At 39.0% G+C, this 26623-nt stretch carries 16 protein-coding genes and 1 pseudogene; 9 read left to right on the top strand and 8 right to left on the bottom strand.

The annotated features are described in order from the left end of the window. Window positions 1–2: 2 nt before the first annotated feature. From JEM65_RS13510 to JEM65_RS22870, 3 genes are all read right to left on the bottom strand, one after another. Window positions 3–932, bottom strand: coding sequence for a PorP/SprF family type IX secretion system membrane protein (locus JEM65_RS13510; protein ID WP_233530658.1), 930 nt, complete (start codon window positions 930–932; stop codon window positions 3–5). 16 nt (window positions 933–948) lie between these two features. After that, a complete protein-coding gene (locus tag JEM65_RS13505; RefSeq protein WP_199600450.1) occupies window positions 949–2193 on the bottom strand; it encodes a gliding motility-associated C-terminal domain-containing protein in 1245 nt (414 codons plus the stop codon). A 219-nt stretch (window positions 2194–2412) separates the two neighbouring features. After that, a complete protein-coding gene (locus tag JEM65_RS22870; protein ID WP_199600448.1) occupies window positions 2413–3954 on the bottom strand; it encodes a collagen-like protein in 1542 nt (513 codons plus the stop codon). A gap of 474 nt (window positions 3955–4428) precedes the next feature. Between JEM65_RS22870 and JEM65_RS13495 the strand changes: the two genes are divergently transcribed. Beyond that, entirely contained in the window at window positions 4429–6285 is a 1857-nt protein-coding gene (locus tag JEM65_RS13495; protein WP_199600446.1) for a monovalent cation:proton antiporter-2 (CPA2) family protein, read from the top strand. A 141-nt stretch (window positions 6286–6426) separates the two neighbouring features. Here the strand turns inward: JEM65_RS13495 and JEM65_RS13490 are convergent, their stop codons facing one another. Both JEM65_RS13490 and JEM65_RS13485 read right to left on the bottom strand, forming a co-directional pair. Then, entirely contained in the window at window positions 6427–7842 is a 1416-nt protein-coding gene (locus JEM65_RS13490) for a Gfo/Idh/MocA family oxidoreductase (protein WP_199600436.1), read from the bottom strand. Between the two features lie 542 nt (window positions 7843–8384). After that, complete coding sequence (locus JEM65_RS13485; RefSeq protein WP_199600434.1) at window positions 8385–10319, bottom strand: M1 family metallopeptidase; 1935 nt, start codon at window positions 10317–10319, stop codon at window positions 8385–8387. Window positions 10320–11121: 802 nt separating this feature from the next. Here JEM65_RS13485 and JEM65_RS13480 point away from each other — a divergent pair. The 5 genes and pseudogenes from JEM65_RS13480 (at window position 11122) to JEM65_RS13460 (ending at window position 16061) form a co-directional block, all read left to right on the top strand. Next, window positions 11122–11301: a hypothetical protein gene (locus JEM65_RS13480; RefSeq protein ID WP_199600546.1), complete on the top strand. Its 180-nt coding sequence runs from the start codon at window positions 11122–11124 to the stop codon at window positions 11299–11301. A gap of 56 nt (window positions 11302–11357) precedes the next feature. After that, window positions 11358–11948, top strand: coding sequence for a DUF3347 domain-containing protein (locus JEM65_RS13475; RefSeq protein WP_199600432.1), 591 nt, complete (start codon window positions 11358–11360; stop codon window positions 11946–11948). Further along, window positions 11949–12226 (top strand): annotated as a pseudogene (locus tag JEM65_RS13470) (heme-binding domain-containing protein); the annotation flags it as partial. A 58-nt stretch (window positions 12227–12284) separates the two neighbouring features. Further along, window positions 12285–13286 carry a potassium channel family protein gene (locus JEM65_RS13465; protein ID WP_199600430.1) on the top strand — a complete coding sequence of 334 codons (1002 nt, stop codon included), beginning with the start codon at window positions 12285–12287 and terminating at the stop codon, window positions 13284–13286. Window positions 13287–13334: 48 nt separating this feature from the next. After that, entirely contained in the window at window positions 13335–16061 is a 2727-nt protein-coding gene (locus tag JEM65_RS13460) for a heavy metal translocating P-type ATPase (RefSeq protein WP_199600428.1), read from the top strand. Between the two features lie 161 nt (window positions 16062–16222). Here JEM65_RS13460 and JEM65_RS13455 read toward each other — a convergent pair whose 3' ends face one another. Continuing rightward, window positions 16223–18322 (bottom strand): amino acid carrier protein, encoded by a 2100-nt coding sequence (locus JEM65_RS13455; protein ID WP_199600426.1) that lies wholly within the window; start codon window positions 18320–18322, stop codon window positions 16223–16225. A gap of 504 nt (window positions 18323–18826) precedes the next feature. Here JEM65_RS13455 and JEM65_RS13450 point away from each other — a divergent pair. After that, the gene (locus JEM65_RS13450; protein WP_199600424.1) at window positions 18827–20275 is read left to right on the top strand and encodes an FAD-dependent oxidoreductase; all 1449 of its coding nucleotides are present in this window, start codon (window positions 18827–18829) and stop codon (window positions 20273–20275) included. Between the two features lie 481 nt (window positions 20276–20756). Then, complete coding sequence (locus tag JEM65_RS13445; protein WP_199600421.1) at window positions 20757–22022, top strand: site-specific integrase; 1266 nt, start codon at window positions 20757–20759, stop codon at window positions 22020–22022. A gap of 158 nt (window positions 22023–22180) precedes the next feature. On the opposite strand, the gene JEM65_RS13440 is transcribed toward JEM65_RS13445, so the two are convergent. Together JEM65_RS13440 and JEM65_RS13435 are read right to left on the bottom strand one after the other, a co-directional pair. Beyond that, window positions 22181–23275 carry a Fic family protein gene (locus JEM65_RS13440; protein ID WP_199600418.1) on the bottom strand — a complete coding sequence of 365 codons (1095 nt, stop codon included), beginning with the start codon at window positions 23273–23275 and terminating at the stop codon, window positions 22181–22183. Between the two features lie 1068 nt (window positions 23276–24343). Further along, complete coding sequence (locus JEM65_RS13435) at window positions 24344–24961, bottom strand: TetR/AcrR family transcriptional regulator (RefSeq protein WP_199600416.1); 618 nt, start codon at window positions 24959–24961, stop codon at window positions 24344–24346. A 180-nt stretch (window positions 24962–25141) separates the two neighbouring features. On the opposite strand from JEM65_RS13435, the gene JEM65_RS13430 reads away from it, so the two are divergent. Next, complete coding sequence (locus JEM65_RS13430; RefSeq protein ID WP_199600414.1) at window positions 25142–26098, top strand: hypothetical protein; 957 nt, start codon at window positions 25142–25144, stop codon at window positions 26096–26098. Window positions 26099–26623: the final 525 nt, after the last annotated feature.

The raw sequence follows: 26623 nt of genomic DNA, 5'->3' as shown, positions 1-26623 counted from the left end.
AGTTAAAAGAATCTCGGATTAACTTTTGCTCTTAATCTCGTTCCCAGTTCAAAGCGTAAAAATATTTCATGAGAACCGTTGTTATAATTACCAAACTCAGTGGTATCATAATCATACGCATAACCCATCATGATGTGGTCTGAAATTTGGAATCCTGCCATTGCACTCACAGCGGCGTCCACTCTATATCCTAAACCAAAGGTTACGGTATCATACATTAAGGCATTTGCAGAAACATCAATAGCTAAAGGAGCACCCACCACCGCTTTTGCCATAAAAGCTGGTTTTAGTTTTAAATTAGGATTGATATCAAAAACGTATCCACCAATTAAATAGATATGGGTCTTCTCGCTTGCGGTAGACACTTGAACATCATCATAATACTCTGTCTGTAAAATATTTGGTGAAGATAGCCCCATATACCATTTTTGTGTGTACAGATACAATCCCGTTCCTATGACAGGAGATGTGTTATTTTCGCGTCGTAAATTATAATCATTAGGATTATAAATGGTCAACTTATCAGGATTAAGATTCCAGATAGACACGCCACCTTTCATACCAAAAGATAGTTTTACATCTCGCGCCAGATCTAGCGTGTATGAAAAATCGGCAGTTACCATGCTTTCATCAGAGGGTCCAATTTTGTCACTGACAACCCCGAGTCCTAATCCAACACCTCTAACACCAATTGGAGAATGTAATGTGAAATTAAGAGTCTCTGGAGCGCCGTCTAAACCAGCCCATTGATTTCTGTAAATACCCATGATACTTAGCGAGCCTCTCGAGCCAGCATAGGCCGGGTTAACAGATACCGTATTATACATGTATTGCGTGTATTGAGAGTCTTGTTGCGCTTGGGTGGTGAACACACTGAAGAACAAACTCACAAAAAGTGCAAGTAGTAATAAATTTGTAGTTTTATAAGTCATTAGAAGTCGATTCATTTTAGTTGGAACTTAAATATAAATATCCAGCTTGTTTGTGAAAATTATTCTCTGCATCAGGTCCGTATTGATATTCAATAATGTAGAAGTAGGTTCCGGATGGTAAATACTCAGAGTCCTTAAGCGTTAATCTTCCTGAAGAATAACCACTAAAGACATTCCCATTAACACCATAGTTATTGGTTTCAAAAACCTTAACACCCCATCTATTGAAGACTTGCACATTTATATTTCTTGCGCAGTCATCATTATTGGATTGATCAATAAGGAAAAAGTCATTAAGACCATCCCCGTTTGGTGTGACAGAATTATAAATAACAAGACCACATGGCAAAATTAAGTCAGATTGCACACGACCCAATGTTACAACACCAAAATCATTTACAGCAGTAGTAACGGTATTGTTGGTAAGGTCTATAGCTCCACCTTCATCTACCCACATGTTGGTTGCTTCATCCCAACGCACAATAGTAAGTGCATTTTCGGCTGCAGCATCTAACATAGATTGTGGCGTGGTAGCCTCATCCCATGACAGGGTAATCATGATATCCTCGTCGGCTGTAGATTGCTTTTCAATAGTCCAATATTCTTGGTTGTCTATTTCTAAGATCACCCCAGCTCTCAAATCGTGGGAATACATGACATTACTATTTTCAAAAAAGTATTTTCCTTCAAAAATGGCGGTTGCATTCGCAGGTGATGAAATACCACCTAAGCGATAATACCCTGCATCTCCAATAGGAAACGTAAAGTCTTTATTACCAACTTTGATAACGGGACCATCAACATGGCTGTCATTTGAAGTATTGATATGATTGCCATCTGTATTGAAGGTAATTTCTCCTCCAAAATTGTCATTGTCTAGGATACCAGTAAATAAATTGGCTTGTCCGCTAATGTCTATACTACCGGAAATGTTAAAAGGAACACTGTTACTTCTATTGTCGAAAAACGCGTTGTAAAGAAAACTCGTTTTTGATCCGCTAATTTCTTGACTGGCAGTTCCGATAAAACGGGTAAGTCCCGTATTTTTGTAAAAATCTACAATACCTTCATTCTGAAAGTGGCTATAGATCAATACATCACCGTCATTATAAAATGTTCCAGAAGTAAGGTTGTTAAAACGTTCCAATGTAGATAATTGGGTGCCTTCACTTATGTAAAGCATCCCTTCATTGGTGGTCTGTGCCATCATACCCCCGGTAAATAGTAAAAAGGCACTTAAATGGAGTAAAGATTTTTTCATTAATCTATAATATTTTATGAGCATGGTGTTTTTTAAGTGGTAAAATTTAAATACAAACAGCTAAAATTTTGCCGTTTTAAACTTTCAATGATCACCCTGACAAGTTTATCAGTCACGTCTTTGCTTGCTAAATAATAGTAACCATGGACGTTTATATAACCAACTAAAGTCAGGATGATGATTGGGTTAATTTAAATTATATATAAAAAACACGCTTAGCTATGGTTTAACAGTCAGTACAATCGTCATTTCTGACGGGCTACTTGTATCTTCAGGAGCTGCAGTAGCTTTTACTGAATACGTTAATATTCCACTATCGCTTACAGCCACATTTTCGAATATTGTTGTATCATACCAGGTCACGGAATAGTCCAATTGACTACTTGGAAGTACAGGAATTGTAGTGGTGGCACCAGGATTAACAACTAATGGCGTACCAAATTGTTGTTGGTATTCAGCATACAGATCAATTGTGCCAAAGGTTTCACCTGCTGGAACCTGACTTGCTTCAGTATAAATCATTACTGGGGGCATATAGAAAAAAGTTGGCTGTCCAACGCCTGGCTCTCCCTGATCTCCTTTATCACCTTTATCTCCTTTTTCACCTTGAGCTCCAGTATCGCCTTTTAAACCTTGCAAACCTCTAGGACCTTGCAATCCTGTTGGTCCCACTGGACCTTCGGGTCCTGCTGCACCAGTTGCGCCTGTTATACCCTGATCACCTTGAGGACCTGCTGGACCAGTTGCACCTTGAGGGCCTTCTGGACCTCTAATACCATCTGGACCTATTGGACCTTGAGGGCCTGTAGAGCCTTGAGGACCCTCTGGACCTCTTATTCCTTGTGGCCCGGCTAAACCTGTCTCACCTCTTGGACCTACAGGACCTGCTGGACCCAGTGGGCCAGGAATGCCTTGTAAACCTTGGATACCTCTTGGGCCTTCATCACCTACTGGGCCTTCCGGACCTTCTGGACCTAAATCTCCTTGTGGACCTATCGGGCCTGCTGGGCCTTGAGGACCTGCTGGACCTGCAACACCTGGATCACCCTTATCTCCTTTAGGACCTGGTTCACCAAAATTAATGCCATCTTCCCCTTTTGGACCTACTGGTCCTAATGGACCTTGTGGCCCTTGAACACCTGGCTCACCTGGATCTCCCTTTGGACCTTGAATTCCCGTAGCAACGTCAATAACAACTTTATCGTTACTTTCATTAGTATAGGTAATCGTTCCATCTGTGTTGTCGACAAGCGAAGTTACAGTTTCAAAATTTTTAACAATCGCTCTTAAATCCACTTGGGACAGCGCGCCTTTTTCATCTGAATACTCTAAAGTAAATCCGTCTGCATTAAGACGCAAAAATGTCAGTGTTTCAGGATCTGCATCGCCAATGATTATAACATCTCCATCTTGATTGATACTTGTAAATTGATTATTTACAATATCGTAATAAACGATGTTATCTGGCACATCAATACCTGTAGACAATTTTTTCCAGCTGTCCTGACTCCAATAATAATAACCAGGAGTCATAGCATTCCCGTCAGTCGTGTTGTAAACAAGTAAACTTTCGACATTACCTGCTGTAATGGTCTCTTGATCTGTAGTACCCGTTAATGCTATTTGCGGGATCAAAACCCCTCTATTAGAAGATTTTATTTCTAATTGTGAGGAAGCATTTGGCACATCCGTACCAATGCCAACCTGTGCGAAAATAAAGTTACCTGTTAGTAAAGTAAGTAGTAGTAATAGTTTTTTCATAGTGAATTAAAGTGAGAAATGTTCTTATTATAATTTTTGTTGAAAGCACTTAAATTGAGTAATCCCTTGCTCAAAATTTAAAAAGACCATCTTGAAAGATTACGTATCAAAAATATACTGAATTTTATACCTATACAAGCTTTGTGTTAAATAAAATACAAAGTGTCAAACAAATATTCTAATTTTGTTTTGTAACAATTTATAAACTAGGTATTTATGTTAATTTTAATAAAATAATTTGTCAATATTTTCGATGAAATGCACGCCTATTTCTGAATAATTCCGTTAAAAAGACATCTTTTTTCGATGAAAAACTAAAATTTGTCAGGCAATAAAACGGATTAAAGTGCGTTGAACAGTGTTTTTAGGCTATAGATTGATGCCTTTATGGGGCTTCAATTTGGAATCTTTGGTGAGATGTGTAGTGTTTGTTCAATTTTCTTTTTAAAAAGATTAATTTTATAAAAAAAATTAATGAACGGAAATATTCTTCTAGAAGCTATCATTTTCCTGACTGGTGGAGTCATTTGTGTATCCATTGCAAAAAAAATTGGACTCAGCTCTATCATCGGTTATCTTTTGGCCGGAATGTTGATTGGACCTTTTCTTTTAGGATTTATAAAACATGAAGGTGAAGACATTCTGGCCTTTGCCGAATTTGGCGTCGTCATGATGCTTTTTTTAATTGGATTGGAAATAGAACCTCGGAGCTTCTGGAAAATGAGAAAATCCATTTTGGGTTTGGGAAGCATACAGGTCTTTGCTACCATGGCATTGACTTTTGCAATTAGTTATTTTTTTGGGCTGGAATGGAAAATGGCGCTAACCGCTGCAATGGCTGTGGCATTATCTTCTACTGCCATTACCCTTCAAACCAATAAAGAAAAAGGCCTGATGAACACCACTTACGGCGCTTCATCCTTTTCAATATTATTATTTCAGGATATCATGGTTATTTTCATGATTGCCGCACTCCCTCTCCTATCTACTGTTCCAGAAGTACAATTGACGGATGAAGGGGTTACTACCTCATCAGCCAACCTACTTGACAGTTTACCTATCGCGTTGCATGCTTTGGCAATTTTTGTGCCTATTGTACTCATTATTGTATCTGGACGCTATTTGATTGTTCCTATGTTGCGTTTGGTTTCTCGCACAGGAGTTCGCGAACTCTTAGTGGCTTCAGCATTATTAATTGTTTTTTCGATTTCCTTTTTAATGGAATTGGTAGGCTTGAGTCCTGCCCTAGGTGCCTTTCTTGGCGGCGTGGTTCTGGCCTCGAGCGAATTTAAGCATGAACTGGAAAGCTCTTTAGACCCCTTTAAAGGATTGCTCCTGGGATTGTTTTTTATGGCAGTAGGCGCCTCTATCAATTTTATAGTGATTGCCGAACAGCCAATTTTGATCATCTCTTTAGTACTTGGTGTGATTGTCGTTAAAGCCCTGGTGCTTTTTTTGGTAGGATGGATTTTTAAACTCAAAATAGACCAACGTATGCTACTGGTAGTGGGACTGTCTCAAATTGGAGAATTTGCGTTTGTCCTCCTATCCTTTGCTTTTCAACTCAATATTTTCAGCCAAGAAGAACATGATATCCTCTTGGTGGTTACGGCACTTACCATGACGCTCACTCCAATTTTATGGATGATGAATGAGCGCTTACTTTTACCAAGAATTGGAACTAAGGAAAAGGAGAAATCTATGGATAAAATTGAAAAACACCATAAGATTATTCTTTTAGGTTTTGGCCATTTTGGAAGTACCATCGGCCGATTTTTACGTGCCCATGGCATTGAGTCCACAGTTATCGACTCCAATTCTAACCGTGTCGATTATCTTAGAGAAATGGGTTTTGATGTTTTTTATGGCGATGTTTCACGACTTGACTTGTTGGAATCCGCAGGAATTGCAGATGCCGATTTTTTGATCTCTGCAATAGACGATCCGGAAGTGAGCATGAACTTAGTAAAGAAACTGAAGACCAAATATCCGAAATTGCAACTGATGGTGCGCGCAAAAAACAGATATGACGCGTACGAGTTTTATAATATGGGGGTACAGCATATTTATAGAGAATCTTTTTTAACCTCAGTAAAGCTGGCTAGCGATTTATTATACCATATGGGGTTCGATAAAAAAGCCACTGAAGAGCAAGCTCAGAAATTCATCAAATTGGATATGGAAAGTTTTGAACGTCTCGCCAAAACATCCTCTGACAGGAAGGATTATATTTTTAAGGCCCGTGAGGAAATGGCCATGCAAGAAAAAGTATTGGAAGGCGATCTTAACATCAGCAGCAGCGCCATTGACAGCCATAAATCAGAAGAATAAATTGTTTATTGACCAGGGCAAATTAATTAAATGACGTCAGGATCATCCACTACAATAAAAAAAAGCATCCTTCTTGTGTTAATAATTAAGAAGGACGCTACTCATATACAAATGCCATAACAAATGGTTCTTTTGCAAATCTTAATCAGCCAAAAGCACATTGGTAGTCCCACCACCGGTCAAGCTAATATCTACAGGAGCATTTGTTTTCCAATGGCCTCGGGTAAAATCTGGTACATCAATAGAATTTGAACGGTTGGCTACGGATTGCTCGCTCAAAGGCGTCACAGCACTCCACAATGCCGCGTCATACACGTCTTGGTCTAATGGAAGTCCGTTACGCAAGCAGTCAATTAATCGCCAATCCATAATAAAATCCATACCGCCATGACCGCCGACCCGTTTTGCCAGGTCGCCCACTTTTCTCACAATTTCTGGTGTATATTTTTCTTCTACCGCTTTATAGTCTTGTTCACTTAACCACGAGTGCCCTTTTGAAATTTTAGCTGGTTCTGGATATTTTTGAGCAAAACCTTCCGTACCACTCACCATATGAATTCGAGAATATGGTCTTGGCGAACTGACATCATGCTGCATCATCATACTTCTACCATTCTTTGTTTTAATGATGGTAGTGTTCATATTTCCGCGGTACTTAGCATTTTCAAATTCACTGAAAAACGGATCTTTAGCAGCTAATTGCGTCGCTTTTTTATGCATTGAAAAATCAGCGCTGGAAAGCGATGTTAAGTAATCCATTTGATCACCTCTATTTACATTCATAATCTGACAAATAGGGCCCAATCCGTGAGTGGCATAAAGATTGCCGTCACGTCCGATGTTTTCCTTTAAGCGCCACATATCTTCATAGCCGTTCTTATCAAAATTTAAATCCACAAGATCATGGATGTAGGCACCTTCACCATGTACAATATCTCCAAAATAACCTTGGCGCGCCATATTAAGTGTCAATAATTCGAAAAAGTCATAACAACAGTTTTCAAGCATCATACAATGCATTTTTGTTCTTTCTGAAGTCTCAACCAATTCCCAGCACTCATCTATAGTTTTTGCTGCAGGCACCTCAACAGCTACATGCCGTCCTGCATTCATTGCATATACCGCCATGGGCACGTGCAAATCCCACGGCGTAGCGATATAGATCAGGTCTAAATCTTCAGTATCGATCATCTGTTTCCAAGCATCTTCATTACCACTATACACCTTTGGGTCGTGCGGCGTTCCATCCAATAATTTTTTGGCAGTTTCTACCTGTTTAGGTCGCAAATCGCATAAGGCCTTTATTTCAACACCTTCTATATAACTCATCCTTTTCACTGCTCCGGGACCTCGCATTCCCAATCCGATAAAGCCAATCTTTACGGTTTCAATTTTAGGCGCAGCGTAGCCTGACATATTAAAACGAGAAGTCCCCATGTTTGGTGGGGCTATAATCCCCGAAGTGGAACTGCAACTCACAAATCCGCCCGTTGCAACACCAAGTCCTGCTAATCCAGTTAGCTTTAAAAAATTTCTTCTGTTATTTGAATTACTCATCGTGTAGGTATTAGTTGTATATAAATTTCTAACTTCAAAAATCATTAGAAAATAGAGACAAGTCAATAACCACAACGAGGATTATGAAGGTCAGACACTAATGACTTAACCTATAAAGATATTCCGTTTATTGAAAATGACAAAAGTTATTTAGAATAAAATCTCAGTTGCATCCCTAATTTGGAGGCATTGTACAGTGAAGTTATGAGTATCAAGTGCGTACTTCAATCACCTAAAAAAATATAAAAACAAAAAAATGCCTCTACATTCAAAAGATTATAGAGGCATTTTATTATTTATAATCATTTAGTGTCCAGTAAAAACAAATTATAAATTAACAAACCCATTTAAAGCAAGAGACATTATAACAATTTCGAAATGAGACCTTGCTTTTTAGAAACTATTTCTACGGAGATTGATTTGGTGATTGCAATTTAAACGATCGTTGTTTGTCAGTTAGTTGCAAGCACATCTTTATTCTTGATTCTAGAAGCGTAGCGGTCTTGATTCTTTATTGGACAACAATGATTTACAATTAAAACTTACAATTTATTCCAAGTGTCGTTCAATATATTGACGTCCGCCAACATTTTATTTGGGTCTAACACTACACGTTGCACTTGTTTGGTCGTTTTTAAGAGATGGCTCCAGCTATTCCCGCGTTGCCAAATTTCAACAGGAAGTCTTACATTTTCAGTAGAGTTATCTGAATAAATCACCTGAAGTTCTACTGGCATCGGAATTTCGCCATTATTTTCAACCGTTATCAAGTAATTACCTTGATACTCCTCCACTGAGGCAACTCCCATATCAATATTGCCATTCCCATAAAACCAGCCTTTCCAGAAATAGGACAGGTTTTCACCCGCTACATTTTCCATATGATTAAAGAAGTCGTTGGGTTGTGGGTGTTTATAGGCCCAATGGCGTATATAGCTATTAAAAGCATTGTCAAAACGCTCAGGTCCTAAGATGTATTCGCGAAGCATAAACAATCCAGACGCCGGTTTATAATAGGCCGTGTAAACTAAGTTTCTGGCATTGGCGACATCTGGAGCAGTCTCAATACCTTCGCGTTTATCATAAGTTAGATAATTAACCAAATTACGGGGTTTATCTATTGAGGTTGAGAATTCACCTTTATTGAATGCCGCCGTACTGTAATGATTGATAAAGGTGTTAAAACCTTCATCCATCCACGGGTAGAGACGCTCATTACTCCCTACAATCATCGGAAACCAATTGTGCCCAAATTCGTGATCTGTAACACCCCATAAATCTGCGCCTACACTTTGATAATGACAAAAACTAACGCCCGGATATTCCATCCCCCCTACACTTGCCGCTACATTAATAGCGTTGTGATATGGATAAGGAAAGTAGGTATTGGAATAAAATTCTACGGAAGCTTTAGTAAATTCAGTTGACCGTGTCCAAGCAGCCTTTCCCGCACTCTCTTTTGGATATACTGATTGAGCCAAACCGGTTTTGCCATCTCCAAGATTCATACGGCCGGCATCCCAGATAAATGCCTTTGAAGCAGCCCAAGCCACATCGCGGGTGTTTTCCATTTTATAATGCCAGGTCAGGGTGCCATTCGGTTTCGCTTGCCACCTAAGTTTGCCTACCTCATCAGGCTTAATAATATAAACGGTTTCATCACTTTTTTCTGCCTTCGCAAAACGCTCTTGTTGCGTTTTTGTAAGCACTTCTTTTGGATTTTGTAAAATCCCAGAACATACCACCGTCTGATTTGCCGCAGCGGTAATTTTGACATCAAAGGTTCCATACTCACAATAAAACTCTCCGGCTCCTAAATACGGTTCCGTATTCCAGCCCATAACATCATCAAATACCGCCACGCGTGGGTACCATTGTGCGAGTGCATAAATGGTTCCGGCTTCCGTTTCTAATCGTCCCATACGATCCATCCCTTCTACAGGAACTTTAAATTTGAAGTTCATACTTATAGTTACCTGGCCTCCTCTAGGTGCCAAAGGCTTGTCAAGAAAAAGTTGCATACGGGTATCAGTTACCAAATATTTTGAAGAAGTCCCCGATTCCGTTTTTGCAGAGACATTGGACAATTCAAATCCGCCTTCAACATCCCCTGCGTAACGGCTTCCTAAAACAGAAGTCGTTAAGGTCCCACGAGAGGTTTCAGTAAAACGATTCTGTTCCAAATAAAGCCAAATAAATTCTAAGGCTTCTGGGCTGTTGTTAGTATAATCAATTGTAACAGTACCGGAGACGGTATGATTTTTATCGTCTAATGCCACTTCCAAATTATAATCGGCTGAATTTTGCCAGTATTCTGGCCCAGGTTTGCCTGAAGCCGTACGATAGGTATTGCCTTGGCGATAGGACACATTATCAAATAAATGTTGATTATTCGTAGCTACCTCTTGAGCGTATACTGTAGAGAAAAAACCAAAAGCGAAAAGCCCTAAAGCAATTGTATGTCTAAAACACTTCATAATTTAAAAAATTTAAATAGGAATGCGAATATACTAATTAGAAGGGAAGAAAAAATACATGTGCAAAAGTTGATTCGGAAATCAGGACACCCCTATAATATCCCTTTTCCTTGTATGTCAAAACTTCAGTAAGGCACCTACAACTGATCCGTTTTCCAATCTCTCATCTATGATAATTATATCAAGATTAGAAACTATCCAGCAGCCCTATAAAAATTCATTAAACTCCAAAAAGTAAATTGTCAGTAGTGATTTGTCTATAAACTTAACAACTATGCACTAAAGTGCCATAGGTTTTTATATCTAACTAAAGTCTGCAGCACGTAATTAGTCAAGCTATAAAAACGTCCGTATCGTTATACGATTTTATGGAATGCTCCAACTCCTCATTCACCATTTTATCAGTAATATTCAGAACACTTCAACATCCAAACGTTATGGCCAAAAAATAAGGACCCCAATAGCGCTTGCTTAATTTAACACTCTTCAAAATATTAACGCCCGCTGCATCACAAACCTACACCAAAAGTTTCCGGCACCGCTTTTGGAGATCCACAACAAGAACGACATCTTGTTCTCCACAATATATCTACGGTCACCCCAGAAAACCGAATGACCGAATATCTTTTAATTCTATTATATAAAAAAGCAGGTAGTTTAAGAAGCTAAAACGAGATGAATTAAAGTGCATAGTTTTAACTATTTTTGAGATCAATAAATAGCGGCGACGTGAATAGAATAACATTTAATTAATAAAGCAAACCAATATTATGGATAGTCTTTTTTGGTTGTGCCATCGCATATGGCCGGGTTCAATTTTAAGAGATTTTGGCTGGGTTACCAACCTCCAACAGGAGAAGATATTGCCAATGAAGTCACTTGGAATACCGGTATAGAATATTACCTGTCACGGGATTTTTCACTTACAGCAAGTTATGACAACCGTTTCGGAGCTGGTGGTGGTCTAGCAGTGAGATTTTAGTCGCATTTTAAATAGTAATTACTTATAAATCAAAACAACCTTTAAACACTAATCAAATGAAAAGAATTAAAAGAAGTATTGGATCAGTAGCACTTGCAGCAACTTTAATGTTAGCCATGTCTTGCAAAGACGCTAGCAAAAGTGAAGCCTCTGTTACTACAGATAACATTACAACAGAAAATGCAGTAGACTCACAGGAAGCAGTGACTAAGACTGATAAACAAGATGCCAAAGCTGAGGATATTTTAAAAGATTATTTTAATTTAAAGGATGCATTGGTAGGAGATGATAATGACAAAGCTAAAGCGTTGGGAATTACTTTAACAAATTCTTTAAAGGCTTTTGAGGTCTCAAATTATACTGATAACGAGCAAACTGAGCTAAACGACCTTATTGAAGATGCTACCGAGCATGCAGAGCATATTGGAGAAAGCGACATCAAACATCAACGTGAGCATTTTAAAACCTTAAGTAAAGACATTGCTGATATGGTGGCCATAACAGGAACAGCAATGACCTTATACGAGCAGTTTTGCCCAATGTACGATCGTGGCTCAGCGTGGTTAAGCACTAAGGAAGAAATAAGAAATCCTTACTACGGAAGCGCGATGTTGAAATGCGGCTCAGTACAGCGTACAATTAACTAAATGAAGGTTTTTAAAATCATAGCAGGGTAGCCCTAATTTTATTTATACTAATTCAATTTTTCCCTACTGATAGAAATGAGAGCTACACTACACCTCAATCTGATTTTATGTTGGTAAATGACGTGCCAATTAATATTCAGAATACATTGACGGTGTCCTGTTATGATTGTCATAGTAACCAAACAGCGTACCCGTGGTACAATAAAATACAGCCCAATGTTTGGTATTTGGAAGACCATGTGAAGAAGGGCAAAGCAGAACTGAATTTTAATGAATGGGTAACTATTAGGAAATAGTAATTATTTAAAATAAACAAGCTATTCACAAAGTGTTATTATGAATTATATTTTGTTGAGCGTCGGAGCTCTATTATATTTTGGTGTCATTAGTGATATTATAATGACAACACTTACCGTAAAGGGAGGTGGATGGATGACGAGTAAAATTTCTCACTGGTTATGGAACGTATTTTTTGTGCTTTCGGGGAGAAATGGAAAATCTTCGCTGTTAACACACGCTGGTTATGTCTTATTAGTCACCGTTATGATGGTATGGGTGATAGCCCTAAATTCAAGTTTTATCCTAATTTTGATGTCAGAAACAGATGCTATTATAAATAGTACAACAAAATTACCCGCAGATATTTGGCAAAAAATTTACTATTCGGGTTTTGTTCTTTCTACACTTGGTTTAGGTGATTATATACCCTCGAGCAATTTTTGGAGAATCGTTACTATATTATTCTCATTTACGGGATTAATTTTTATAACAATGTCTATTACTTATTTTATACCCGTCCTAAGTGCAGTTATAAAAAAACGAAAGTTGGGTATAGAACTGAGCAGTTTAGGAGATAGTCCTCAAGATATAGTTATAAATGCTATGAGTGTTAATGATTTTGATCATTTTAAATTTCATATGCTCACCTTATCCAGTGATTTGGTAGAACACAGTGAAAACCATAAGGCCTATCCAGTTATTCATTTCTTTCATAATAACAATAAAGAAAACGCTATAATTCTCCAAATCGCTAAATTGAATGAAGCCATATATATCATTAAAAATTATGTTAACACAGATGTTGAGGCCAATATAAGACTCCTATCCAATATGGAATCCGCTATAAATAATTATATAGAAGTTGTTATAGAAGTGGGTAGCGCGCAACTGAAAGATTATAATGTGGATAAAATAAAAATGAATGAACTCAAAAGAAAAGGTCTGTTAAAACCTAATCTCCAAAATAAAAAACCCGATAAAAAAATGCAGCGCCGACAATCAGTACTTTATACTCTAATAAAGTATGATGGCTGGGAGTGGAATGATGTCATACAGTAAATCATTTTTTAACTCCTATTTTTGGTAAAACCCAATAAATTAAACATTATGAAACACACTTATATTATTCAAGGCATGACCTGCAACGGATGCCGCAGCCACGTAGAGCAAGTACTTTCTAAAGTGAACGGTGTATCTAATGCTGTAGTAAATTCAGAAAAATCCGAAGCGACTATGGAAATGGCTTCCCATATTCCTCTAGAAACTTTTCAAAAAGCACTAAAAGATGATGGGGGCACTTATAGTATCCATATGCCAAAGATGAATGAGAACGGTGAAATGACCCACACGTACCAGATTCAAGGTATGACCTGCAACGGTTGCCGTAACCACGTAGAGCAAGTACTTTCTAAGGTGGAGGGTGTATCCAATGCTATGGTCGATTTGGAAAAAGCCGAAGCTACCATTGTAATGGCATCCCACATTCCTCTTAAAACCTTGCAAAAAGCGCTAAAAGATGATGGGGATAGTTATAGTATTCATCCGCTAGGTACAAAACCAGTTGAAAAATCTCCTGCCACAGCAGCAGCAAAAGGAACCGGAACGTTTTACTGTCCGATGCATTGTGAAGGCGATAAAACCTACGATAAACCTGGCGATTGTCCCGTGTGTGGAATGGATTTGGTGGAAGAACAAAATTTATCGCCCACATCAGGCGAACAATGGACCTGCCCCATGCATCCGGAAATTATAAAAGACGAAGCTGGGGCCTGTCCTATTTGCGGGATGGATCTCGTGCCGATGGAACCAGATCTGTCGTCCGAAGAAAAGACTTATAAAAAATTAATAAAAAAGTTCTGGATAGCAGGAGCATTTACGCTACCCATTTTCTTTATCGCCATGAGCGAAATGATTCCTAACAATCCATTATATGAGATGATGGATCAGAAATGGTGGAACTGGATTCAATTCGGATTATCCATTCCTGTAGTGTTTTATGCCACGTGGATGTTCTTTGAACGTGCCTATCGCAGCATTAAAACCTGGAACCTCAACATGTTTACCCTGATTGGCATTGGTGCTGGTGTGGCGTGGATATTTAGTGTCTTTGGAATGGTGTTCCCTGATTTTTTTCCTGAACAATTTAAGACGCATTTTGGCGCCGTTCATGTATATTTTGAGGCGGCTACCGTTATTCTTACCTTAGTGTTGATGGGTCAAGTTTTAGAAGCTCGCGCTCATAGTAAAACCAATTCTGCCGTTAAAGAATTACTAAAACTCGCCCCTAACAAAGCAGTGCGGGTAGTTGACGGCGTCGAACAAGAAGTGTCTATTGGCCAAATTGAAAAAGGCGACATTTTACGTGTCAAACCCGGTGATAAAATCCCCGTGGATGGCGTTATCACAGAAGGTGAAACCACCGTTGATGAATCCATGATTTCCGGGGAGCCTATTCCTGTCAATAAAGTGTTAGATGACCAGGTCAGCAGCGGCACAATCAATGGGAATCAATCGTTCTTAATGAAAGCCGAAAAAGTGGGGAGTGATACCCTACTCTCCCAAATTATACAAATGGTCAACGACGCGAGTCGCAGTCGGGCACCCATTCAAAAATTAGCTGATACCGTCTCTGGATATTTTGTCCCGGTAGTCGTGATCATATCTGTAATTACGTTTGTCGTCTGGGTACTTTGGGGGCCAGAACCCGCGTATGTGTACGGTTTGGTCAACGCTATTGCCGTATTAATTATTGCCTGCCCATGTGCCCTAGGATTGGCTACACCAATGTCCGTTATGGTAGGTGTTGGTAAAGGCGCACAAAATGGGGTGTTGATTAAAAATGCTGAAGCTCTTGAAAAAATGGATAAGGTTGATACTTTAATTATCGACAAAACCGGTACCATTACTGAAGGCAAACCCACGGTGGAAAAGATGGGATCCTTTAATGAATCTCTATCTGAGACTGACATTACGCAACGCATCGCTTCGCTAAACAGTTCTAGCGAACATCCACTTGCGGAAGCTACTGTAAAATACGCTAAAGAACAAAAGGTCAGCATTTCAAAAACCGACAAGTTTAGCGCCGTCACGGGTAAAGGTGTGGAAGGCACGGTTAACGAAGAAAAATTGGATTTAGGCAATGCCAAAATGATGGCCCACGCGAATGCGACGATTTCTCCTGAAATGGAAGCTGAAGTACAGGCGTTCCAAAAACAGGGCAAAACAGTATCCTATTTAGCCATTGAGGGCAAGGTGTCTGGGTATGTCGTGATTAGTGATAAAATCAAAAAAACAAGCGCAAAAGCGATTAAGGAACTACAAGATAAGGGTATCGCGGTGATAATGCTTACAGGCGATAACCATGATACAGCCCAAGCGGTTGCAACCGAATTGAATCTCACCGAATTTAAAGCAGGAATGCTTCCGGAAGACAAGCTGAAAGAAGTCACAAAACTGCAGCAACAAGGCAAGGTGGTGGCTATGGCAGGCGACGGTATCAATGATGCCCCAGCCCTTGCCAAAAGTGATGTGGGGATTGCCATGGGCACAGGAACTGATGTTGCTATTGAAAGCGCCATGATTACCTTGGTAAAAGGCGATTTACACGGCATTGTCAAAGCGCGGAATTTGAGCCACGCCGTCATGCGAAATATCAAGCAGAATTTATTTTTTGCTTTAATCTATAACACACTCGGCGTCCCTATTGCGGCCGGGGTATTGTTTCCGTTTTTCGGAATCTTACTCTCACCAATGATCGCAGCACTTGCGATGAGCTTTAGTTCTGTATCCGTAATTGCAAATGCGCTGAGACTTAGAACAAAATCAATTAATTAATCATTACGTAAAATAAGTGTCAGTTTAATAAATTTACAAGCTTGACATTTATCTAAAGCTTGGAAGACCCAACAAATAGAAAACCCGACGGAAACAAACTACATGTTCTCGTCGGGTTTTCTATTTTTATTAATGCCAGTCCTCAAATTGAGAACGCTACATCAATCGTCAGCTTTGATAAACTTCGGATTGACATAGAGTTTTCCTTCTTTTAGTTTCTTCCAATACACCTTCATATCAGCGTTAATTTCAGGTGCCATAATATATAAACCTATAATGTTTGGAAAGGACATGGCCAGAATCATCATATCGGCGAAACTTAACACCGCGCCTAAACTTACTGAAGCCCCTAACACCACGAACAACAAATACAGGACTTTGTAAATTATCTCTAATTTTTTACTTCTCCCAAAAAGGTAGCTCCAAGAACGCATGCCGTAATAGGACCAAGATACCATGGTAGAGAACGCAAATAAAAACACGGCAACCGCCAACACTGAAGGAAACCACGATACCACACTACCAAAGGCATCAGCAGTAAGTTCTACACCGCCCAATCCGCTACTGGTTTCGTGCATACCGGTAAATATAAGCACCAAGGCCGTCATGGTACACACCAACATGGTGTCAATAAATGGTTCTACTAAAGACGTAAATCCGTCGGCAATTGGGTGGTTCGTTTTGGACGCACTATGGGCAATGGCAGCTGAACCAACACCAGCTTCACTGGAAAAGGCAGCACGTTGCAAACCTATAATTAGCACCCCAATAAATCCACCTTTTAAAGCTTCCGCAGAAAAAGCACCATCTACAATGGCCATAAAAGCACCTCCAATAAATTCAAAATGATACCCGATGACCACCAAACAACCCAACACATAAAAAATAGCCATAATAGGAACGACTTTGGCAGTTACTTTGGCAATACTTTTAATACCACCAATAATAACGGCACCCACCAATAACGCAAACCCAATCCCGAACCAAAAGCCGTGACCTTGTAAAAAAGGAAGTTCTTCTGACACTATTTTAAAAGCCTGATTGGACTGTAGCATGTTACCACCGCCAAACGATGCGCCTACACCAAGAACCGCAAAAAGTATGGCTAAGAATTTTCCTAATTTCTTTAGATTGCGTTTTTCCAGGCCATAGCGCAAATAATTCATGGGTCCGCCAAAAATCCTGCCGTCCTCATCAATAATACGGTATTTCACACCTAAGGTACATTCGGCAAACTTTAAAGACATTCCAAAAAATCCGGCAAGAAACATCCAAAAAGTAGCTCCTGCCCCACCTAAAGAAATCGCTACTGCAACTCCTGCAATATTACCCAATCCAACAGTAGCAGACACTGCTGTGGCCATGGCTTGAAAGTGCGTAATGGTTCCGGGCGCATTAGGGTCGTCATATTTTCCTCTTGCCAAATCTAACGAATGTTTAAATCCGCGGATGTTGACAAATTTTAATCGCAGCGTAAAGAATATACTTCCTAAAATAAGCCAAATGACAATAAACGGGATGTTTTTAGTTTTTACATCGCCATTGGGATGTAAAAGAGGTTGTGGTGTATCGAAATTAATTTTTGCCAAGAGCGGCGATTTAAAAGAACCAGTTTCAGGTTTTCTCGATACAATAGTACCTTCTTTAGTCACCTGTTCTAATGTACCTTCCGCCGTGGCATAAACCAAAATTTCTTGGTTAGCCTTAGTTTCTAAAATTGCAATTTGGTCACCTACCTTAACACGACTACCTTCAGCAACTACCCATTTTTTAAATGTATATTTCTGATCAGAGGTGATATCTTTTGCCGACAGCGGTAAATTTCTATGAGAGGCGTATACTACAGGATCATAAAGCCCGAGCGTTGCAAAAGCATCCCAAAAAAGCACGGCACCCAGCACATCAACTGCGGGTTGCACTTTACTGTTGAAAATTTCAGTTATTGATTTTGCCGAAATTTTAAACGTTTCTGAAATGGTGTTTCCATTGGCATCACTTACCGATACTGAGTGTTTCATCCCCTCAATTAACCCCACAGATTCTGCGTCATCCAAAGAGGTGTTTACATTACTCCACTTGTATTGATAAGGCGCTAAGCCACCTTTTACGACAACTTTTGCAACACCATCATTAATTTCGGTAGAGGGGTTATGCAGCTCTAGGGTAACGGCCATAGTGCCGGAAGATTGACCTTGAGCTATAGAATTATTAAAAGTAATGAACAACAGCGCCACAAGGGCAAATAGCCTAGATTTTATCATCAAATAATTTAAGGGTTTTGGATTTATATACGGATAATCACAATATTAGTGATAAATAGAAGCCTTCCCAAGTTAATCAAAGACTTTTTTGAAATTGAAGAATGACCTTGAGCTAATATATCGCAAGATAACAACTCGCATTATGATCTCTATTAAAACGGTTTTTATACAAAAATCGTAGGGATGCCATGCTGGCCTCCATTAGTTTTACGATTTCTAATGAACAACCTCGACCCAAGGGCACGAGGTATCAAGTAGAAGTTCCNNATCCCGCTAAAAAGCGGGATTAGTTCAACTAACAATTTTTAATTCATTGCTGCGCAACTTTTAAAAATTGAGTTTCACTAATTTAAATCCATAGCTTTGTACGCGCTAAACAATTACTTAGGCCGATCTCCTATGAAACTCATGAAGAATTATGCTTGACTGGAGACCTATTAAGGTCGATAAGCCAATGTTATCAGGAAATTCCACATCAGAATAAATAACGAAAAATTAAAAAAGTTGGAAAATGAAAAGGCTAACTGGACTATTTGTCCTGAATGTCAGGGACAGGGCAAAAAAAGTAGGAGACTTCGCAAGAAAGTACGACTGAGCTACCAAGCCGCACTTGATACATTTGAAAAATCGAAGGGCGACGGTGTTGCCCCAGTCCGTCCCAAACGTCATCTATCTACCTGCGTGGCTTGTAGCGGATCTGGGCTCATTGCTTCTGAAAGCCACCCAATTCCGAATAAAGAAAACTACCCCCACGTTGCTATTATCGGTGGTGGGATAGGCGGCGTGGCTCTGGCTGTGGCGTGTTTGCATCGCGGCATTCCCTTTACCCTTTATGAGCGCGATAGCGGTTTCGATGTGCGATCTCAAGGTTATGGACTCACTTTACAACAAGCCAGTAGAGCCATTGAAGGGTTTGGTCTTTTTTCGTTAAAAAACGGAGTGGTGTCAACACGGCATTTGGTCCATACTACTGAAGGAAAAGTTGTAGGCGAATGGGGAATGAGAAAGTGGATGGATTCAGGACAAAAAACGTTTCCAAAGCGTACCAATATACATATTGCACGTCAGTCTTTACGCTTGGCCTTGCTCGAGCAAATGGGCGGAGAAGATGCGGTGCAGTGGGGGCACCAGCTGATTGCTATTAAGGAATGTCAAGATGCTGGCATTGCTGTAAGCTTTCAAGTAAACGGAGTGATAAAGAGCACTAAGGCAGATGTGGTGGTTGGTGCTGACGGTATTCGCAGTGCTGTACGACGGTTACTGATTGGCGAGGACCTCTCACCTTTACGTTACCTCAATTGTATGGTGATATTGGGCATTTGTCCTTTGGAAGCTCTTAAAGGAATGGAGAGCCCCTTACTGGACTCGGCCACCGTATTTCAAACGGCCAATGGTCATGAGCGGATTTATATGATGCCCTATACTGCAGATGCGGTGATGTGGCAACTGAGCTTTCCCATGTCAGAAATAGAGGCGCAAGCCTTGAGCGATCAAGGTCCTAAGGCACTCAAGCAAGAAGCCTGTAACAGGACACAATGGCATGACCCGATTCCCCAAATTTTAGCAGCGACCAAAGAAGGTCAGATTTCGGGTTACCCGGTGTATGACCGAGCATTACTGGATGTAGAATTGTTAGAAAACTTAGGACCAATAACGCTAATTGGAGATGCGGCACATCCCATGAGTCCCTTCAAAGGACAAGGAGCCAATCAGGCATTGTTGGATGCTTTAGCGCTGGCCCGAGGCATTGCCAAAGGATGCCAGCCTCAGTCTCAATGGAGGGAAGCGGGAATTAGGAAAAGCGTCTTGACCGCCTTTGAATCTGCAATGTTAGAGCGTAGTAACACAAAAGTTAAAGATTCAGCGGAGGCGGCGCAGTTTCTACATTCTGATATTGTGCTCCATGAGGGCAATGAGCCCAGAGGACGGTGTGTAAAGCGAAAAAACGACTAATTGGCCCCTAATAATCTACCTTTATGACCATGAAAAAATGTATATGGAGATTGACCAAAGAGCAAGGCGATTGATTTGGACTGTGCACTTAGCAGAAGGAAAAATTCCTGACTTGGCTATTATTGTACCGAAACTGTAGAAATGGGAAGAATTTAACAATTACGAACCCCTTGTAAACAGAAATGTCAGCACCGTTTATAGAGTGATGGTAGGTTGAAAAACCATTTTTGAAAATGATGATTTTGTTTCTGATTCTGCCACCCCGACAAACCTAGCAATAGGACAAACTAAAACACTGTTAATCGTATGATTATCAGTGTTTTTTGTTTTTAGAGGTATCACTTGATATCAATTAATTACAACTAAAAGGTGTGCAATTCGGTGTGCACTTTCTTACCAAAATTGTCGTAGATTTAAAGGACTTTAAAAACGATTTGACTTTTGTCTTTAAAACATTTTTGTTTAACCAAAGACATCAACAATGCAGACAAACACTACCTTTGCCGTGATTTTCTACACAAGGAAACCCAGAGGCAACACGAGCGAATTATCCATCTTCGCCCGTATCACAGTCAACCAAAAACGTTCAGAAATCAGTTTAAAAAGGTGTACACTTTTAAGGGATTGGGACAGCAACAGGAACAGGGCACGTGGAAGCTCCTACAGAACAAAAGTCCTCAATACCTACCTAGACCAAGTATACAGCCATTTATTGGACTGCCATAAGCAATTATTGGAAGAAGGAAAGATCATTACCGCCAACGCCGTAAAATCGCGTTATTTGGGTCTGGACGAGAACCATAAGACATTGACCGAACTCATGGCCTACCATAATACCAACATGGTCAGCATCCTGAAATATGGCACCATGAAGAATTATTATACTACAGAAAGGTATCTGCTGAAGTTTTTACGCAAGCATTTAAAAGTTGACGACATCTACCTGAAACAATTGAACTATCGGTTCATTTGTGATTTTGAGCAGTTCCTGAGAGCCTATAGAAATCCAAAAAAGGAATTGGTGCTGTCCAACAATGGTGTTATGAAACATATGGAGCGCTTTAAAAAGATGGTCAACCTGGCCGTTAAGTTGGAATGGATCCCAAAAAATCCGTTCAACCAGTTCCAGCTTAAGTTCGATAAATTTGACAGACAGTTCCTTACAGAGCGTGAACTCGAACTGATTGAGAATACGCATTATACCAATGCGCGGTTGGAACGTGTAAAGGATTGTTTTATATTCTCATGTTACACGGGACTTTCCTATGTAGATGTCAGGGAACTGACCCTGGACCATATTACCCGGGGCATCGATAACAACTATTGGATCTTTACCAAACGTGAAAAAACAAATGAAACGGTCAAAATTCCCATTTTGCCCAAGGCCTTGGCAATTATTGAAAAATATAGGGATGAAGCCGAAAAAACAGACAAAGGAACCATCCTACCGCTCAGCTCAAACCAGAAGACCAATAAATACCTAAAGGAAATAGCAGGGGACTGCGGAATCCATAAGAGCATCACGTTCCATGTTGCCAGACATACTTTTGCTACAACGGTAATGCTCTCCAATGGGGTTCCCATTGAGACCGTATCAAAGCTCTTGGGGCACAACAAGCTATCGACCACACAGATTTACGCCCGGGTGGTAGAGTCAAAGATAAGCGAGGACATTGGCAATCTGCTGTTAAGGTTTGAAACTAAAAAGTCAGTGCCAGGACCACAGACCAAACAAACATTTTTTTAGACTTAAAATGAATTTCCTTTCAATGCGCTCCTCAAAAGGCCACGGGAGTGTATTGAAAGGAAATTTCAGCTAAAATTAAATTTCAAAATCTCTCTCTACCTTTTAATTTATAAATAACATACCCTGTTGATGGATAGTTTTTGCTCAATATGACATTTCTATCCTTTCAGAACCTCCAAAAGTCTAAAATTCAAGTACAGTTTTTCCTTGCCCACCTGCTCGCTCCTTAAAAATCCTTCTTTTTCCAAGTCCTTAAGATAATTTCCAACAGTTTTTAAGTTGCCCAGTCCTGCCTCTTCCAAATGGCTTCTTTTGGTATATGGCAACCTAAACAATTGCTCCATCAAGTCCTTTGAATATATTCTAGGTAGTATTTTCTGGATTTCAGTTCCCATGGTATTCATGAGCTTTTCAATTTCAGCAATTTGCTGTCTTCCCCTTGAGGCTGTTTGTTCAACCATATCGAGCATGTACAATATCCAAGCTTCCCAATTGCCTTCCTCTGTGACGTTACGAAGATTAGTGTAATAGTCGTTCTTATGTTCAATTATATAACTACTCAGATACAACGCTCGCAAATCCATGAGCCCTGCCAATTTTAGATATAGCAACAGAATAATTCGTCCTGTACGGCCATTCCCATCAAAAAAAGGATGGATGGCCTCAAACTGATAGTGGATGATTGCCATCTTTATCAAAGGGTCCAGATCATCTTCAGAATGGATGAAACCCTCTAGGTTCTTTAATTTTTCCCTGATAATATTTTCACCTTCTGGTGGTGTATAGATTACTTTATTCGTCACAGGATTTTTCAACTGTGTGCCGGGAGCGTTTCTTATACCGGAATTATTCTTCTTGATTATCCGCATGATGGCGATGAAAAGATTGGTGGTGAGCATAGGCCTTCTCCTTATTTCTTCCATCCCATACCACAGCGCGTCCTTATAGTGCATTACTTCCTTGGTCGCTGGGTTCTCATTTTTTTTCTCTGCAATTGAGGCCTTGAACAATTCATCCTGCGTGGTTATTATATTCTCAATGGCAGAACTTGCCCTTGCTTCCTGTAAATTGATGGTGTCAATGAACAATATAGGGTTTGGCAGGTTGGTTATTGCTCCCTTCAGTTCAGATAATGCCCTACTTGCCGTAATGGTTTTTTTGAGAATGGTTATGCTTTCAATTTCTTTTTGTGGTGGCAGAAGTGGTAGGCTATTATATGGTATACTTGGATTATATGAGGTCTTATTTTCCATACTTTGGTTGTTTTTACGAGGGCGCAGAACACCTTCGATATTAATACAGGTGTAAATATAGTTAAAAATCGCCCTCGTTTTTGAATTAAGGGTAATTATTGCCTCTGATAATATTCTTGCCAAACCTCTTGCAATAACTTGATTGTATCGCCTGGTTCTGTCGGGAGGGCAATGTAGGTGATCAGCACAGCGATAACTATGATTATTCCAGTCTGCCAACATGTAGAATTGATTTTGATTTCCTCGATTTTAAATTACAGAATCACAATTTTAGCTTTAAAGACTCGTACTGCTCAGATGTCAATTTTAATTAAACGGCTTTGGCCAAAAGGGCTTCTGCTGGCTTTATGTTTTAAAATTATTTCTATTAGATTTTGTAGTAATTTGGAGTTCATAAATGAAATTGAAAACTCCATAAAAACAAAATTCTATAAAATCATTCTTGTCTTTCTTTTTAGTTTTGCATGTTTCCAATTTGTCCCTTAATGATATTTGCTATTGAAAAAAAAAAGATTATGGCCATTACTGCAATATATGAATTGAATAGTTTTCTGAAAATTCTTAAACACTATTGGACATTATTAAACTTCCCAATAAAGACTCGATAATTCATCAATTGACGCAAATTCTTCCCTGTTTACAGGCGGTTTGAGACCATTTGACGCAAATCGATGAAATTGAAAAATATAACATATTTATAAATTACTGATAATCAGCAAATTAGTTTAGGATAGGAATATGTAACGTGGCTTTGCCCGTTACCCTCTTGCTATTCCCCCTTTGATTAAATTTCGACATTGAAATGCTTTTCCTCCAAATCTAAAAAGCAATTATGCTATCAAGATCTAAGATGGTTTTATAGGAGTATTTTTTATTTTCTTATCATATAAGGATCAAAAAGACAAATTTTATACAAGCCAATTAATTGTCCTGAAAAGAGAAAGATTATATTCTCACCAATCTAATCTTGATGCTATTCTGAAAAACAATATGTTTAACATAAAAAAACATAAGTGCAACTGATTACCTGCTTACAAGGAACGGCAACAATTTGAATACCTTAATTCGCTATGTGTTTTCTACTATTAAACTAATTGCATTTTTGATTCTTTTCATCCCTTCTGGTTGATTGATATCAATCTCACAAAACAATGTGTCGGTCGATTTCGCATGAAGTACCATATAATAAATACCGGCTACTAATATGGCTGATATGGCCCTTATATCTATACCCTCAAACTCTTTATCAACTAAATTGAAAACTTGGGAACCAAGACGTTCTCTCTCCTCAGAAACATCATACATGACTTTGGTCTTTTCACTAATTTCCCATAAAATCAGCTTTTGCATTTCAGGATTATTATAAAAATAATCGAGTTGATTCTGCAGTATATAATCAATCATTTTTTTACCGCCGACACCTTTATTTTCATTCGTCATTTCTTCAACTTTTCTGAAAGCCGTTGTCCAATAATCTTTGTTTCTAACATAAGTTTCTACCAAATCATCAACAGAGTCGAAATAAATGGTTATCAGGCGGCGACTTAAACCAGCTGCTTCCGCAATATTCGTTGCTGATAAACCAATATAGCCTTTGGTTTTAAGAACTTCACCGACGGCATTTATAAGTTTTTGTTTTGATCGTTCCTTATCATTGATTTCTCCCTTGTACTCCTTTCTAGCCATGGCATCTCTTATTGTAATAGATGTAAAATATGTTGTTTGTAAATATAAAGATTGACAGGATGAAAAACATACTATAAATCGAATAAAAAACTTCTTAATTTAAATTCTCCCTATAACGGGATAATTAATATATTTGTATACCTTCCGAAAAGACCTTGGAACCATCTAAATAAACCAGCAATGAAAAAAACAAAACTTGCCAGAACATTTATTGGATTATTTTTATCCATTGGATTTATCTCGTGCAGTAGCGATGATGATGAAATGTCTACGATACAACCCTCAACCAACTTGATAGAGATGGAAGCAGAAGGTGGTGAAACAGTAATATCCTTTACCAGTGGACAGTGGGATATAGCGGAGGTTATAAACCAGAATGGCGATGTTAATATTCACGGAGACATCTATTCGCATGACGGGGAAATAATAAAGAAGAATTCAATTTTGTCATTGAAAGACCAAGGAAAAATCGAAGCTTTGTGGAAGAATAAAGGTTTTATAATTACCAGAGATATACCATCTTCGCTTGAAATTTGGTTAAAGGAGAACAGTACTGGCGAAAAATTTGGTTTTACTGTAGTGTTAAAATCAGGAGAGGAAGTCAAAGAGATTAAGGTAATTCAGAAAAAATCGCAGGGATACCAATTTGATAGTATGGAATTCAGTTTAAAAAAAGAAGATGGAGACTCTCTTTTCGTAAAAAAGGGAACAACTTTTAATTTTAATTTTAATGTTCCGGAATCCCGGAAGTTTACCTTCTCTCCCTATGGAGGAATTGATGTTCATAACCAATCGAATTTTGTTAGTTCCGAAAATGATGCATTTGTATGGATAGAGAATGACTCTATAATGGTTGAAGTTCCCACTGATATTTATGACAATGAAATTTATTTTAGCGGGGAACAAAGGTTATATAGCAAATATTCTTCAAAAAAACCTCATGGTTTTGAAGAAATGGAAACAGTTTCTGTTCCCTCTGGCCAGTCTTCATTTTTCACTAAGCAAGAATGGCGGAGGCGTCAGGTTTCCTTTAAGCTTAGCTTAACCAATAATAGAACAGGAGAAGAAAAAATCATAGAAGGTAAGTGGTATGAAATTGCACCAACGGGAGAATATTCCATTGAATGGCAAGATTAAGAACCAAGAAATGCCAACAAAGTATTATGGTAAAAATAATCAACTTCAATTTGATTTAGAAACAATGCATTTATTTCTAACGGACTACTTTTTAAAATCACAAAGGCTCACCTTAACAAATTAATATTTTATTTTCATACCATTTAATACAATTTGTATCTTTACAAAACCTAAGACAAATAAAATTTGTTTTTAAACCGTTCTTTTTGACTTTAGTGTACAATCAGGTGAACAACTACAGTTAATAGTGTTTTAAAAGTTTGACATACAGGGTGTTATGATTACTTAATTAGTCCTGCCACCCCGACGAACCTTTGGACGGTTTTCAGAAAAGGTTAAAATGGTATCTCATAGAAGACCCGGTAAACTGATAATTTGATCGTGATAATCTACCCAGCGCGTCAGAGGAAAACGATAACATAAAATGAACAACCTCGACCCAAGGGTATGAGGTATCGAGTAGAAGTTCCTTTTTTATTTTGACGCAGAGCGTCGGGGAGTAAAACCCAAGGATCCCGCTAAAAA

The organism is Gelidibacter salicanalis (assembly GCF_016469035.1).
Classification (GTDB): Bacteria; Bacteroidota; Bacteroidia; order Flavobacteriales; family Flavobacteriaceae; genus Gelidibacter; species Gelidibacter salicanalis_A.
The sequence above is the reverse complement of the archived record's forward strand: the minus strand, read 5'-3'. Positions and strand labels throughout refer to the sequence as shown.

Bases quoted from the DNA above. Each gene is read 5' to 3' on its own strand.
- JEM65_RS13510 (WP_233530658.1), bottom strand. From the start codon at position 932: ATGACTTATAAAACTACAAATTTATTACTACTTGCACTTTTTGTGAGT.
- JEM65_RS13505 (WP_199600450.1), bottom strand. From the start codon at position 2,193: ATGAAAAAATCTTTACTCCATTTAAGTGCCTTTTTACTATTTACCGGG.
- JEM65_RS22870 (WP_199600448.1), bottom strand. From the start codon at position 3,954: ATGAAAAAACTATTACTACTACTTACTTTACTAACAGGTAACTTTATT.
- JEM65_RS13495 (WP_199600446.1), top strand. From the start codon at position 4,429: ATGAACGGAAATATTCTTCTAGAAGCTATCATTTTCCTGACTGGTGGA.
- JEM65_RS13490 (WP_199600436.1), bottom strand. From the start codon at position 7,842: ATGAGTAATTCAAATAACAGAAGAAATTTTTTAAAGCTAACTGGATTA.
- JEM65_RS13485 (WP_199600434.1), bottom strand. From the start codon at position 10,319: ATGAAGTGTTTTAGACATACAATTGCTTTAGGGCTTTTCGCTTTTGGT.
- JEM65_RS13480 (WP_199600546.1), top strand. From the start codon at position 11,122: ATGGCCGGGTTCAATTTTAAGAGATTTTGGCTGGGTTACCAACCTCCA.
- JEM65_RS13475 (WP_199600432.1), top strand. From the start codon at position 11,358: ATGAAAAGAATTAAAAGAAGTATTGGATCAGTAGCACTTGCAGCAACT.
- JEM65_RS13465 (WP_199600430.1), top strand. From the start codon at position 12,285: ATGAATTATATTTTGTTGAGCGTCGGAGCTCTATTATATTTTGGTGTC.
- JEM65_RS13460 (WP_199600428.1), top strand. From the start codon at position 13,335: ATGAAACACACTTATATTATTCAAGGCATGACCTGCAACGGATGCCGC.
- JEM65_RS13455 (WP_199600426.1), bottom strand. From the start codon at position 18,322: ATGATAAAATCTAGGCTATTTGCCCTTGTGGCGCTGTTGTTCATTACT.
- JEM65_RS13445 (WP_199600421.1), top strand. From the start codon at position 20,757: ATGCAGACAAACACTACCTTTGCCGTGATTTTCTACACAAGGAAACCC.
- JEM65_RS13440 (WP_199600418.1), bottom strand. From the start codon at position 23,275: ATGGAAAATAAGACCTCATATAATCCAAGTATACCATATAATAGCCTA.
- JEM65_RS13435 (WP_199600416.1), bottom strand. From the start codon at position 24,961: ATGGCTAGAAAGGAGTACAAGGGAGAAATCAATGATAAGGAACGATCA.
- JEM65_RS13430 (WP_199600414.1), top strand. From the start codon at position 25,142: ATGAAAAAAACAAAACTTGCCAGAACATTTATTGGATTATTTTTATCC.